The sequence below is a fragment of the Novipirellula sp. genome, from assembly GCF_041583735.1.
Taxonomy (GTDB): Bacteria; Planctomycetota; Planctomycetia; order Pirellulales; family Pirellulaceae; genus Novipirellula.
Window position 1 is genome coordinate 1 of the sequence record NZ_JBFHFD010000003.1, and the last position, 13,640, is coordinate 13,640.

General features: G+C 54.5%; 8 protein-coding genes. 5 read left to right on the plus strand and 3 right to left on the minus strand.

The features are described 5' to 3' along the window. Positions 1-140: 140 nt before the first annotated feature. On the plus strand, positions 141-2,696 hold the full coding sequence (locus ABX962_RS00460; protein WP_372715570.1) for a hypothetical protein: 2,556 nt from the start codon (positions 141-143) through the stop codon (positions 2,694-2,696). A gap of 384 nt (positions 2,697-3,080) precedes the next feature. On the opposite strand, the gene ABX962_RS00465 is transcribed toward ABX962_RS00460, so the two are convergent. Continuing rightward, positions 3,081-6,332: a mechanosensitive ion channel domain-containing protein gene (locus ABX962_RS00465; protein ID WP_372715572.1), complete on the minus strand. Its 3,252-nt coding sequence runs from the start codon at positions 6,330-6,332 to the stop codon at positions 3,081-3,083. Positions 6,333-7,545: 1,213 nt separating this feature from the next. On the opposite strand from ABX962_RS00465, the gene ABX962_RS00470 reads away from it, so the two are divergent. From ABX962_RS00470 to ABX962_RS00480, 3 genes are all read left to right on the plus strand, one after another. Next, positions 7,546-7,842, plus strand: a complete 297-nt coding sequence (locus tag ABX962_RS00470; protein WP_372715574.1) for a hypothetical protein — start codon at positions 7,546-7,548, stop codon at positions 7,840-7,842. Between the two features lie 1,039 nt (positions 7,843-8,881). Further along, positions 8,882-9,745, plus strand: coding sequence for an endonuclease/exonuclease/phosphatase family protein (locus ABX962_RS00475; RefSeq protein WP_372715576.1), 864 nt, complete (start codon positions 8,882-8,884; stop codon positions 9,743-9,745). A gap of 45 nt (positions 9,746-9,790) precedes the next feature. Further along, complete coding sequence (locus tag ABX962_RS00480) at positions 9,791-9,922, plus strand: hypothetical protein (protein ID WP_372715578.1); 132 nt, start codon at positions 9,791-9,793, stop codon at positions 9,920-9,922. Positions 9,923-9,954: 32 nt separating this feature from the next. Here the strand turns inward: ABX962_RS00480 and ABX962_RS00485 are convergent, their stop codons facing one another. Next, positions 9,955-11,184, minus strand: a complete 1,230-nt coding sequence (locus tag ABX962_RS00485) for a pyrophosphate--fructose-6-phosphate 1-phosphotransferase (RefSeq protein WP_372715580.1) — start codon at positions 11,182-11,184, stop codon at positions 9,955-9,957. 336 nt (positions 11,185-11,520) lie between these two features. On the opposite strand from ABX962_RS00485, the gene ABX962_RS00490 reads away from it, so the two are divergent. After that, a complete protein-coding gene (locus tag ABX962_RS00490; RefSeq protein WP_372715582.1) occupies positions 11,521-11,895 on the plus strand; it encodes a hypothetical protein in 375 nt (124 codons plus the stop codon). Positions 11,896-12,190: 295 nt separating this feature from the next. On the opposite strand, the gene ABX962_RS00495 is transcribed toward ABX962_RS00490, so the two are convergent. Beyond that, positions 12,191-13,636, minus strand: coding sequence for a sulfatase (locus tag ABX962_RS00495; protein WP_372715584.1), 1,446 nt, complete (start codon positions 13,634-13,636; stop codon positions 12,191-12,193). Positions 13,637-13,640: the final 4 nt, after the last annotated feature.

Here is a 13,640-nt window from a genome sequence, read left to right on the forward strand (position 1 = left end):
GAGGCAACTACCAAGATGTCGGCGTAATGCCCGAGGGAGCGCTGATGGCTCAGAAATATCCGCGGCCGCGGAACAGTGTTCGTGGACCAATTTGGGGCATCACCTTGCCGCTAAAGAAAAAGTAAGGACACGGAACGTTCATGAGTTGCAAAGCGGCGTGCCCGGTCTGTTTGAAACCCCATGCATTGGACAACAACCAAGCGGCGTCGGTCATTCGATGTGATTGCGGATCGACGTTGTTCATCTCGCCCAAGGGGCGACTTGTTGCCACGCTGCAGCAAGACGAACCGCCTGAGCCAACGAATACCGCTGCGGGAACGTCACCCGAGCAACCGGTCGATCCAATCGCCGCCCTTGATCTTGCCGTCAAGACGTCAGCTGATGAAGCGAAATCAGGCAAGAGCAAGTCAGAAAAGGCCAAATCCGCCAAGGGTAAATCAGCAAGCAAATCTGCGAAGACAGACAAAGCCGAGGGAGATGCGGCTCGGCCGCATAAAAAACCCTGGCTAGCGATCATCGGCCTCGGCGGTGTCGCTGCGTTGTTGATCATCGCAGTGACCGCGTTTCTACTTCGCGACCGCGGCCAGTCTGAGCCTGCGAATCAGCGAAAGCAAACGGCGAAAATCGTATCGGCCGCAACCGGGCGAACCGTTCGCTTTAAACCGGGAACGTTTTCACAACAGCTGGCCAAGATACCGCTGCCCGAAACCGAGGAACCGGTTGAATCGTCGACGGATCCGGCCGGGACACCACCGGCAAACCAAGCAACCGCGAACTCCAACGCCGGTTCGTTGGATCAACAGTCCCCGTTCGGTGGGCCCACGGTCAAACGCACCGTCTCTCGCCCAGTGGCCATAAAACCGCGGCCGCAGATTCCGATTGTGCCGGTAGAAGAACACCGCAAAAACCTTGATGCTGCCTATGCAGACGCGTTTGAAAGCTACGAAGCATTCACCGCGCTCAGTGGCAACGACAAGAAAACGACGGGACCGCAAATGCGGGATTACCGCCACACGCTTGGCGAAACCATCGATTTGACCCAGCATGCGTACGAATTGGCGATGCATCAGGGCGATCTACAAAAACGCAACGAATTGTGTTATTTGTTGGCCTACCTCTCGTTCACCGCCGGGCATGTGATCGAAGCAAGTCTGTATGGCGAATCGGTTGCCCGCCATGGCGATCCTGAAGAGAGCATGACTCGCGAAGCGGCACTGATCGCCTTGGGGGCGATTGATGAAGCGGCTGCGACCCAGTGGGGTGCTGCCGAGATCCCGGGTGAGCTGAATCAAATGAGACTGCTGGCCGAACTGTTCGAGAAAAGATGGCCGGACGATCCCCAGGTCGACGCGGTCTGGATGAATCTGGGGCAACGCTTTGACGCGTTTGGCCGACCGCTCGATGCAGCCGATGCGTACCTAAGCATCAAGAAAAAGTCAGAGCAGTACGATGAAGCGCAGATGGCCGCCGGCTTGGCGTACTGGAATCAATTTGTCGATGAAGCAAGCGAAGCGGCCCCCGATCCCGACGCGATGGTCAAGCGACTAAAATCCGCTCGCGATTTGCTGATCAACGGAATACGATCGGCCGAGGAACGTAAACAGCTACTGACGTCCCAGATACTGGATGCGAAATACAAGGTCGCTCTGATCTCCGCACGGCTGGGCAACCCAGAAGCGACGGTCACGTGGCTCGAAAAAACCAAGACACCGCTAATCAATTCGATCACGACGGGCAAAGGCAACAAAAAGAAGCTGACCGTCACCGACGAGTTTGCTCAAAACGTCTTTCAATTGCTGTACCAAGCCAAGACGCGTATGAATGATCTAGACGGAGCCAAGCAGGCGCTCGAGCGACTTGGCAAAGTACTTGACTCGGACGCGGCCGATCGCCTGGACCGCATGTCGCTTGCCGTCGTGCAGCGTGCAATCAACCGCATGCTCGAAGCCGCGAAAGTCACGCCAGCGGACATCAAAAAACTCGAGCAGACGATCGCGGCGATCGACGAAGACAGCGATGTGATGACTGCATCGAACCAGCTATGGTTGGCTGAGTCATGGGCCAAATTAGCTCCACGGGGCCAGACGCCAATGATGGTGCGGCAGTGCTACGAAAATGCGGCATCGATCTACGACCGCACTCTGGGGCAACCAGACTTTCCATCGGCCTCGCGTACCGCCGCGCTGATACGACAAGCCGAACTGTTGCGATTGGCGGGCAAGATTCCCAATTCGTTACAGATCATGTCGCAGATTTTGTCAGAAGCCCCGGGAGCCATCGATCTACAGATCCAAGCCGCAAAATCACTGGAAACCATTGCGTTTCAGCAGCCGTCCGAGGCGAATCTACGCGCCGCCATCGCAGGTCCCGCTCGCAACGATGCCGCCGCCGGGACATCGCCGATTTGGGGCTGGGCCAAATTGACGAGCCAATTGCATCAAATTCGCTATTCCGACCGAGGCACCCCCAAACACGCCGAACAGTTACTCGAAGCTCATCTCCATCTCGCACGCTGTCGTTGGTTACTGGCAGGAGTGACCAAGGATGACGCAGAGAGTGTTGGCTTGGTGAAGAAAACAAGAGTTCAATTATCGCGATTGCAATCGGATGTCTCGGGACGAACGGACGAATCGATCGCGGTTTGGTCCAAGGCGATCGAACGACTTCAAAAGCTGCTCCAATCGTCAGCCACCTAGCGATCTGCTGTGACCGATAATGGTGGCACAAATTTCTGCTATGGCGGAGTGCAAGCCCACCGCCGTCGGATCGACGAAGTTGAGTGAGCCCGCTGATTGAATTCGCCGCTTTTGCCCAATGCTTTAAAGCATTTCGTATGCATTTACGTTCGGTCGTGGAGGGTTGCCAGCTAAATGCGAGTCACCACCTTCTGGCGAAGGTAGCTACTACAGAATGCGTCATCGCATTTCAAAGCAAAACTCGCCCCATGGCGTGCACCGTGGTAGTCATTGATCGCCCAGTAAATATCCAGCGTTTTACTTGCTGCAACCGGACGGCTCGCGCCATGCCGCAACCAAAGTAGATGGCATGGGTTTCTGGCCCGCGTTATTGTCCAACCGTGGTTAAGCCGACCGCTTGCGAGTGCGGCTGACGCGTGACCGATGATGGCCGCTGAGCATCTCTTCTTCGCTCGCCTCACGCATCGCCGGCTGCGTAGGCTGAGTCGCGACCAACAAATTTTTCTCTCGCAAGAACTGTTTGACGATTTTCAACATCGAGTCACGAAAACGTGATGGATCTTGGCCTTCTTCGATCCACGCCCGAACTTCGATTCGCTGAGACGTTTTGCCAACGCAGACCAGCGTCGCTTGCGGAGCTGGCGTCAACAAGACATCGGGTTGATCAATCACCAACTCTTGCAACGTTCGACAAATATCCGCAGGACGTTCATCGCGATTGACCGCGACTTCGATTGGAATCACGTTCAAACGGCCTGCGCCCATCCAATTGATCACGTCCTCGCTGACAAAATTTTTGTTCGGAATGATCACCTCGCGGCCTTCGTCGTCCGAGAGCACCGTGGTGCGAAACTTTTGCGCTGCCACTCGTCCGGTGACCCGGCCAACGGTGACCAAGTCGCCTAGTCGTGCCGGTTTTTCGAACAACACGATCAGACCGCCGAACAGGTTTCGCACCATGTCCTGCAGCCCGAACCCTAAACCAATCGTCAATCCAACAGCTAACCACTGAGTCGTGTGCCAGCGAAGTCCCACCCACTGGCAGGCGACTAACGCACCGACACCAAACAACAAACAGCGTCCGAGCACCAACGTAAAATGCTCCATCCCTTCGTCGAACGACACACGCTGCAGCACCAACGCGTCAAAGAGTGCCGGCAGTAGCTTGGCCAATTGAAACGCGACAAACAGGGTCGCCGCGGCCAGCAATAGATGTAGCGCTGTGATCGGCGTATTTTCCAAAACGGAGTTTGTCACCGTTTGACCCGCGGCATCCAGCGAGGATACCGTCACCGTATCTTGCACCGTCCAAACGACGGGATTGCCCATGCGGACGTTTGGAAACAGATCAATCCACAGCCAACCAAAACAGACAAATGCCCCGACCACCAATGCGCATTGACAAAGGAATGCCAGATGATGTTTCAGTTCCAAAAAGTGTTCGCCCAAAACTCCACTCACCTGCGCCCCCACGGTGGTCTCTGCAGGGACACGGCCGTACTCGTCGTATTGCTGCGGCGAAGCGGTTCCCGTCAACATCTGCCAAACATGCGCCGATGCAATTTTCACTCCGGACCACAATGTTGCTGCAATCATCAAACTAACGAGCGTCACGATCGCTCGTTGAACAAACTCGTTTGCAGTGTATCCGTAACCCAGCGAGGAAAGCACGACCATCGCTAGCGGGAATCCGACCCCCGCGATGTAGATCACGAAACGAACGCGATGAATGACGCTGCCGCCGAATGTGGCAATGAAAGGTTCGAGAAAGCCGCCAGTCGGTCGTAGTGAGAGGTGAGCGGTCCAGGCGACCACAAGCATGGCTGCGATGAATCCGAATCGGGCCACCGAATCTCGCCACATCCCGTGGTCGAGTAGACTCATCAGCGTCACCACGTAGGCGGCCAAAACCAAGCCAAAACCGATCAACACCAAATAGGCGGTTGCACGTTCACGTCCTGGCAAATCGATCGCGACATATTTGTCGATGTATCCATAGCTGCGAAGTAGTTGCCGCGGCAACTCGACCAACAACGCCACCAAACTCGCGGCATAGAACCCGCTCGATGTTTGTAGCGTCAGCTCGGAAACGATTCCGCTGCCTAACCAGCGAGCGATCACGTACAACAGGGCTGGAAACGCGGAAGCCACGAGCGTCGTGAGCACTCCGGTCGCCAATTTACGGGAATCTGGCGTCGCGTCTCGCATCCGTTTTCGGTTTCCGATTTCGATCAGCCAAGACTTCGTTCGCCACCTCGCGACCGAAATTGCGATGATCCAGACCAACAGACCAATGCCGCCTACCGGATTAGCCTGCCATTTTTGCTTGATCGAATACCCCAATTCGCTACTGCGACGGAAATCGAACAACGCCCCTAACCCGTCGCCTAAATTCCGCACATCCTCGAGACCGATAGGATCGCCGCTGCGAATCCAAGTGACGTGACGATCGATGAGTTTGCGGTATTGGTTCGTCAGCGTCACCGATTCGGTCGTTGTTGAATCGAGCTCGCCCAATTTTCGTTGATAGTCTTGATAGCCTTGCCCAAGCACAGTCAACCACTGCTGTCGCTGCTGTAGCAAACTCCGCAACTGAGACGCGACCACCACACTATGCACACTGGACGGATCCAAACCGGCTGCAGTCAGAATCTCGTCGGTCTGCGAGTTGGCATTGGTTCCGTCGTAACGGACCATCTCGAGTTCAAGCTGCTGCTGACGCGAACGCCCAAGTTCCTCGGTGACAAACAACGTGACCGAATCGTTGACTTGCCATGCATCGAGTTGCTCTTTTTTATGCCGCAGCAGCAAACCGACCGTCGGAGTCAATCCGTAGTGGTCAAGCTTGGTACGAACATCCTGATAATCACGCTTCGTCGAGTTCAGTTTGCTGGCCAACTTGCTGACGCGATCGGACAACGACTGGTACGCTTCGGCGAGCTGTGTCCACTGATCAACAAAGTCCGCATTCTCGTGGGCGAGCTTCGCAGCGACATCGGGGGCCGACTGCGACATTCTGCGAAACTGAACCGCAGTATCGCGAGCCGCTTGAATTTGCGAGGCAGCATACATCGAGACGGGCTCGATCTCACGCCATCCCGTACTGCGTGCGGCGTCCGTGAGACGCGGTGAATCGGAACGAAAGCCTCCGGAACCTGATGCTCCAAAACTCTGGCCCTCAGAGGTTAGGAAACGCGAGGTTTGGGGGGCTGAAGTTTGAGGTCCAGGACTTTGGGATCCCATGCTAGCCAAACGCGTGACAGCGTCGCGTTGGTTGTCGATGTCGGTGCCGCGTGAGGGTGGTTGCGGAGTCGTCGTCTCAAAGGCATTTTCAGAAACGCGGGATTGCGGCGAACTCGCGTGGTTGGGCGACACGATTCGTGAATTTTGGCTACCAGCGTCCTGGGACGGTGCGGGATAGCTACCGCTGGGGTACGTCACCGGATAACTCGACGCCGGATAACTGCTCGCCGGATAGGTGCTCGCGGGATAATTGGCAGTCGGATACGAATGCGACGAGGGATACGCGTGCGGATAGAGGATGTTTTGGGCAGCGGATGGGTTGCCCGAAAATGCTATCAACAGCATCGTCGCCACAAGCAATTTGAAGATGACGAATCGCGTGCCGAACATCATGATGGAACTGTTAGGAATAGAGGATTTTGAACGACCGCCAGCCCATAAAGCGGCATTGGCAGACTTCGAAAGTGGCTGCGAAAACAGGATTCGCGACGAAATCATGCCTCCGCGCAGACGGTCATCCTTTGAAATACGCAAAATATTGGTTTCGCTACCACACCGATCGTGTTTCACGGGCGAAAAAGCGACAGTTTCCCGAAGAAAACCAGCAATGCAGATCGTCAATCAACGTGTGAGCACGCTGCAATTCAAGGCGATCTCGCCCCACCCAGCGAGTTAAAAAAGGGGTCAGGACTCTTTTTCGGCCGTGAGCCGATTGTTCGACCGGTGAAATGCCTTGACCGAAACGTGCGGAGGAGAAGGTGCCATGTACTATGCCTTGAATCGAGACAATGGGCGTTCGTTCATCACTCGCACGGTCGGTAGACAGAAAAATGGGTGCGACAGCAAATGAGACTTCCAGGGCGATTCGCCAATGGCAATGAACGCACGCGCCGTCTCTAGGTTCGAGCCATTCAGTTTTTAAGCTTTCGCTGCACCACAGCTACACGGTGTTGCCTTGGCGAAAGACGTACCACGGACTTACGTCAGTGGCTATCGCGTCTCGTCGCATTGCGACTGGGGCACACTGAAACGGTTAGCCTGGACACCCGCAAGCTAGACAGTCCAGTCGTCCTGACCCTGCCATCGCTTCGCGAGGTTGCTGTGTCGTCGGAAAGTCGACCGCGTTCGCCGGCAAGCAAGTCGTTCGGCATATCAACGGCACTTCATACCGGTCCAACGTCGAGCTGCCCATTTCTCGGCACGATCGATTTGATTTCCGTTTCCCTCGGCGATACAATCGCCCCAGCCGGGATCACTTGGAAGCAAATCATGGTTCAGCGTGCGTGACGAGCAGCGCCGGTGCACCCGAGCACTCAAAATTGAATTTTCTAATGGTCACTCTTTCGTTCGTGCCGGGTGACCTCGAGCGTTCGCCAGGATTCCGAACCAGCGGGAATTCTGACTCCCCACGAGCATTCCGATTCACGGTGCGCAAATGCAAACAAAGCGAACTAGGAACTCTACTGCGTGGCGATATGGACTTTCGTCACTGTTTGCGGCCACTCTTGCGGTCGCCGCATTTTGTGCCGGTTGGGTCGCCAACGATCAACATCGTCAACAGACGAGAGACCGTTCACCGGTGAATGATCAGCGAGTCCTTGAGCTCTTGAGCAAAGAACAGAAAAAACGTGCCGCAAAGATCGATGGACTCCGTATCAAGGCAAATCGACTGGGCACCTCTGAAGTGGATACAATCGAAGCGCAATCCACATTAATGGAAATTCAGCGTGAACAAGCAATTGCTGCAGCAATTGCACGACGCACAAACGTGATCGCAACAACAAGCGGCACTTCCAAGTTTCCCCGATCAGCCTTAACTTTGTCATTTCTTGCCATCGGTGCGATTGGCTGTTTTCTCGCTGGGCTTTTCTATGGACTTAGAAAGCAAACGCGATCAGGTTGAAACGGGGTCAAAGGCTGAAAAGGGGTCAGGACTCTTTTACGGCCACAATGCGACTGTTAGGCCGGGCAAATGCCTAGACCGATGCGTGCGGAGGAGAAAGTTTCCATTTACGATGCCTTGAATCGAGCCAATGGACGTTCGACCATCTTTCGTACGATCGGTAGACAGAAAAATGGGTGCGACAGAAAAATGAGACAGCCATGGCGATTCGCCGTTGGCATTGAACGCACACGTCGTCTCCATGTTCTAACCATTCATTTTTTATCCTTTCGCTTACACCACTGCTACGCGGTGTTGCGTTGGGGAAAGCAACACCTGCCGTCGCTTCGCGACTATCGCTCTTCCTATGATGTCCGTGTACCACGGACTCACGTCCGTGGCTGTCGCATTTCGTCACGTTGCGACTGGGGCCATGTTGAAGCAGTCCCGCAAGATCGCATCTCCCATCGTCCTGCTTTTCAATTTTCCTGTCGCACCAATCTTTCTGTCCTCACATGCGGTGTGCGCAACATGAGCACACTGGAACCTGACGGTCTCGGAATCCGCGGATCGACGCGATATACGAGGTCTCTTGAAAAACTCGTTCGGTCATCACTCGTACGATCGATAGACAGAAAAATGGCGATCATCCGAAACCGTTTACATGAACCGGATCACCACCGATTTGACAAACACACTGGAATCCGCGAATTCAAGCAACTGGCGCATTAACACTTCAATGCACGCGAGAGAGGTGTTGTGAAGACGGCTTCGCAACCGCGTCAGCCGCGAGATTGTTGACGCCACTACGATGGCTTTTGTGCCTTGGTCATTCGCGTCAATTAACGTGATTCGCGGGTGAGGGTTTAGAAGCGGTATCAGGCCGGGTTAAAATCGTGTTGCATCACGCTAGGGGAAACCAGTGGCAAACAGGAAACTCAAAGCTTAACTTAAAACATAGCAAACTCGGTCCATTCACCCGAAACCGCTTATTGCACGCTTTTCCAGATCATCGCTTTCATGCGACGACTCGCTTACGGCCCTCGTTCGTCAACGCAAAATGAAGACATTCGTATCATCGCTGGTCCTCGCGCTGGCACTTGCTTCGAATGCATGTGCTGATTCGATCCGTATTGCGACGTACAACCTGAATTGGGGCAACCGACGCGGCGACCAAGTGCTCGACGCCATCACGAAGGCGGCGCCCGATGTCATTTGCTTCCAAGAAACCACCGTTCAGTCGGAACGGTTTCTCCGCAATCGGCTTGCCACGACTTATCCGCACTTTCACTCCATCGGACACAACGGACGTTATGTTGCCGAACGATTTGCGGTCGCCTCCAAAGTCGAACTGGCGGAGCTCGAATTTGCACCACCTACCGCTGGCCTTTTCGGATTCTATTCCGCAACGGTAAATTTCTCCGGCACACGCATACGCCTGATCAATGTCCATTTGACGCCATTTCAGTTTCAACGCGGCGGAGGTATTCACGATGCGATGACGGCGCTTTCGACGACCGAAGACAAGCATGCAGTCGAGATGAATGCAATCGTTGACGCAATAGACTTTCAACGGCCGACGATTGTTGTTGGGGACTTCAACAGCATATCAACATTTCATGCACCGAAACGCCTCGCTGAACTTGGCTTGATTGATGCATACGCTTCGATTCACGACGACGCTGACGCTCATCCCACATGGCACTGGCCCACCCAACCATTGCCTCTCGCGCTACGGATTGACTACATTTTTCATACCCCGCACTTTACCGCCACGGATGCCATGATTATTCGCCGAAATGGGTCTGACCATTCGTGGGTGGTGGCCACGCTCAAATTCGGCTCACCCCCAGATGCCCCCGAGTCGTCGAACGAGGGTGTTTCGACAATGAAGAATCGTCCGCACCGACTGGGTGATCGATAGCGTTATTCGAAAACGCTTGCCGCCATTAAAGTGGATTAACGCCCGATGCACCTCGGATTCTCACCCGAGGTTTCTGCATTCCATCACGTTGCAACGGTCGGCGGCTATGCGATGGCGGTTTGTTTCGCTTGGGTCGGCGAGGAATCCTCGCTTGAACTCGGTGACAAACCGCCTTGATCTCACTTGGGAAATTTCCCCTACCAGCGGGTTTACGCGTGCTGGGTTTCGACCACATCGCCCTTGGGCTGCTTGATCTCGCGAAGCAGGTTTCCGAACCAAGTCGAACCGATATCAAATGGTTTTCCGCCCTTGATTCGCTCGAACTCAATCGCTCGCAATTCATCGCCGCGTTCTTCGTCTTGCCCGACCACACCGCTGTTACCGGCCAATGCACAGTCGACGGCTTTGTTGGCACATCGCGCGATCAATTCAATGTCTTGCTCGTTCGCTCGCGCGGCTCGACTGTAGTAACCACTCTTTTGCACCAGCACCTTTTCGGCCCCGATCATCTTGGCGAACTGTTCACCAAACCATTTACCAGGGTTCACGGCATCAAGTTTGAAGTGACCAAAGGCATCCTTGGGTACTTCTTCGCCACGTGACTCCATTTCTTGCACGATCGAATCGACGCCGGCACCTTCGGAAATGAAGATGTTGACGCAATCGATCTCGTCCAAGATCGCGCGTAACCGATCCGCTTCCTGCTGAAGCTCAAAATGCATTTCGGGAATGTAAACGCCGTGCACCTCTTTGCGTTCACGGCTGAGTCCGGTTTCGGGCAAGAACTTTAGTGCGTCGAGGCGTTCGCGATACTTGTTCGCCGTCGCCGCAGTCAACCAACCGCAGTTACGCCCCATCACTTCGTGCACGATCAACATGCGAGGGTTGGCGTTGTGTTCGGCAACGACGTTCTCGAAGAAACGAGCGCCTTGTTCGGCCGCCGTCCAGGCTCCCAAACTTTGCTTGATCGGGATGACGTCGTTGTCGATGGTCTTGGGCAATCCAACGACGGTCAGGTCATAGTCGTTTTTAGCAAGGAACGCTGCCAAGTCGGCTGCGGTGGTATTGGTGTCGTCGCCGCCAATCGTATGCAACACATCGACGCAATCGGTTTTCAATTGTTCGGCCGCGACATGCAGTGGATCCTGGCCCTCTTTGACCAAGCCACGTTTGACACAATCAGCCACATTGGTCAGCTTCACCCGGCTGTTGCCGATCGGACTGCCACCGTGTTGATGCAAGACCTTGGCATTTTCGCGAACGGTCGGCGTGACCAGAAAGCTGTCGCCTAACAAAAGTCCCTTGTAACCAGATCGGTAACAAAGGATTTCGACTTCAGGCGCCTTCTCTGTATAGGATTCGATGAGTGCACCGATGGCCGAAGACAGGCACGGGGCCAATCCTCCGGCGGTAAGGATTCCGACTCGCTTGACCGACATGATTTTGGATCCCTGAAAAGGCTGTGTTTGAACGAAGTGGTTTCGAAGAGCATCACAAAGTCGGCGACGCCGAATGCAATGCAAATCAACCTAGCCCTCCTTTGTAGAAAATCGTCGCCGAGGGGACAATCGGGCGAATTCTTGCCAGCCGCGACGCTCGATCCCCGTTAGGGGGCCACAAAGATCCGGAGCGATGCTGTGGGGGTAAAGTATTTTCCAGAATCGCTAGCCCAAACAGGGTAAATGCTATTTCTCACTTAATCTGGAATCTGATATTTCACTCTACACAGGCACTTTCGCCTAAGAATTTCGTCAAGTTTCAAGTAGGAAACAAAAATGTCGAAGAACACCGCAGCCACCAAAACCACCTCGGCCGCTAAGAAGACTCCTGCCAAGAAGACTTCGGTTGCTAAGACTCCTGTCGCTAAGGTACCATCGGTTGCAAAAACGCCCGCCACGGGCAAGACTCCTTCGGTTGCACAGGTCACCGCGGTTGCAGTGACTCCGTCGACCGAAAAGAAAACTTCGGTTGCCCAAAAGTCCCCGGTTGCCAAGAAGAGCCCGGTTGCGAAAGCAACGACCGCTGCGAAGAAACCTGCTGCCGCAAAGAAGCCTGCCGCAGTAAAGCCTGCCGCAGTAAAACCTGTTGCTGAAAAAGCAACGAAGGTCGCCAAAAACAGCACTCCCAAAGTGACTCGCAAAGCGGCCTAAGCAAGCGTGCTGATAAAACGCCAGCTGCCACCGCGCTGGCGTTTCTGATTTGCATACACCATCGTCACGCACCAATGCGTCGCGATGGTGTTTTCGTTTGACAAGAAAAACTCGCCCCCAGCCCGTTGGTCTGGGCCGAGGCCGACTTCCGACAGTTTGCCCCACATTACAAAGCTTGCATCGCGAGTTTGGATCGTGACACCGGCCGAAACTCTTGACGAGTTTCGCTACGAATGTTGAAACGTTCCAATGGTGTTACGGTGCCGAATCTCTTGGCACGTCTAGCGGCGATTCGTTACGGAAGCTGGAGTGGGCCGGGGTGATTGATGTTCGTGGCCCCCGAGGATTCTCCGGGCATCTCGCCGTATTGGAACGCCTTACGATCTTTCTTCGGTGATCCTGGCGGTGCATCACGATCAGGGGTGGGGTTCTCGGGGATCGTATCGCCGGTCTGCTTGGTCCACTTCGTTAACAACCCGCGTGCTTTCTCCAGAACTTGTTGCGTCTCGGGATTTGCGGCAAGATTCTTCAATTGATGGACGTCTTTGCCCACATGGTAAAGCTCTTCGGCCGGACACGGGTTCAAGAAAACGTTCTGCTGCGGATCGCTTAATCGGTTGGCTTCTTTGGCCGCCCACAAATCCTCGCCAGCGCCCCCCAAATAAGCTTCGACACAAAGGTTGGCCTGGTCGGGGAAATTGTTGCGAATGTACAACCAGTCACCGAAACGAACGAGTCGTTCGTGATTGCGGTAAACATGCCAATTGTGTTCCGCAAAAACAACGTCGCGGACCCTCGCCGACGAATCTTTTAGAATCGGAGCGAAGCTAACGCCTTGAATCCGTTCGTCCTTTTCAACTCTGGCCAGATCCAGCACGGTTGCCGCAATGTCGATTGAACTGACGAAGCTATCGGTGACGCCGTTTTTCACCGAGTTTGGGTAATGCACGACGAACGGGGTTTTGATGCCGCTGTCGTACAACCGTGTTTTGCAACGCGGAAAGGGACGTCCGTTGTCGGCCATCACGATCACCAACGTGTCATCAAACACCTGTTGACGTTTCAGCTCGGCAACGACTTGACCGACGTAGTGGTCAAAACGGCTAACTTCGTGGTAATAGCTGGCCAGGTCCTCGCGCGTCTTCTCGCCATCGACCAAGTAGGGTGGCACGACCACGTCCGCAGGATCGTACTTTGGCGCGTCATCATTGATCGCCCAATCGCGATGCGCATCAGTCGACGCATACCAACAGAAGAACGGTTTGTCCTGAGGTCGTTTTTCGAGGATCTGTACCCAGTCTTCTTCTTTGCCAGGTCCTTTGCCTTTGGAAATCTTACTAAACGCGACATTGGCATTTTTGCCCATGTGGTGTTTGCCCGACAACACCGTGTAATAGCCAGCGTCTTTTAGCAACTGCGGAAACAACACCGATCCCGCCGGCAGTTCGGTATGCAACTCGGGTGCACCGGTGTTATGCGGATAGCGGCCGGTGATGATGCTGCAGCGGCTCGGACTACAGCTGCTTGTTGTCAGATAAGCATTGTCAAAACGCAGCCCACTGGACGCTAAAGCATCAATATGCGGAGTTTGAATCGTCGGATGCCCATAACAGCCGAGATCTTCCTGAGAGATATCATCGGCCAAAAACAAGACGATATTCGGGCGGTCTGCGGCAGGGGACGATGATCCGATCGCCGCAAAACATAACGTGACGACAAAAATAACCAGGGTGTTTCTCATAGAG

Coding starts and splice junctions, on each gene's coding strand:
- ABX962_RS00460 (WP_372715570.1), top strand. CDS start 141: ATGAGTTGCAAAGCGGCGTGCCCGGTCTGTTTGAAACCCCATGCATTG.
- ABX962_RS00465 (WP_372715572.1), bottom strand. CDS start 6,332: ATGATGTTCGGCACGCGATTCGTCATCTTCAAATTGCTTGTGGCGACG.
- ABX962_RS00475 (WP_372715576.1), top strand. CDS start 8,882: ATGAAGACATTCGTATCATCGCTGGTCCTCGCGCTGGCACTTGCTTCG.
- ABX962_RS00480 (WP_372715578.1), top strand. CDS start 9,791: ATGCACCTCGGATTCTCACCCGAGGTTTCTGCATTCCATCACGTTGCA.
- ABX962_RS00485 (WP_372715580.1), bottom strand. CDS start 11,184: ATGTCGGTCAAGCGAGTCGGAATCCTTACCGCCGGAGGATTGGCCCCG.
- ABX962_RS00490 (WP_372715582.1), top strand. CDS start 11,521: ATGTCGAAGAACACCGCAGCCACCAAAACCACCTCGGCCGCTAAGAAG.
- ABX962_RS00495 (WP_372715584.1), bottom strand. CDS start 13,636: ATGAGAAACACCCTGGTTATTTTTGTCGTCACGTTATGTTTTGCGGCG.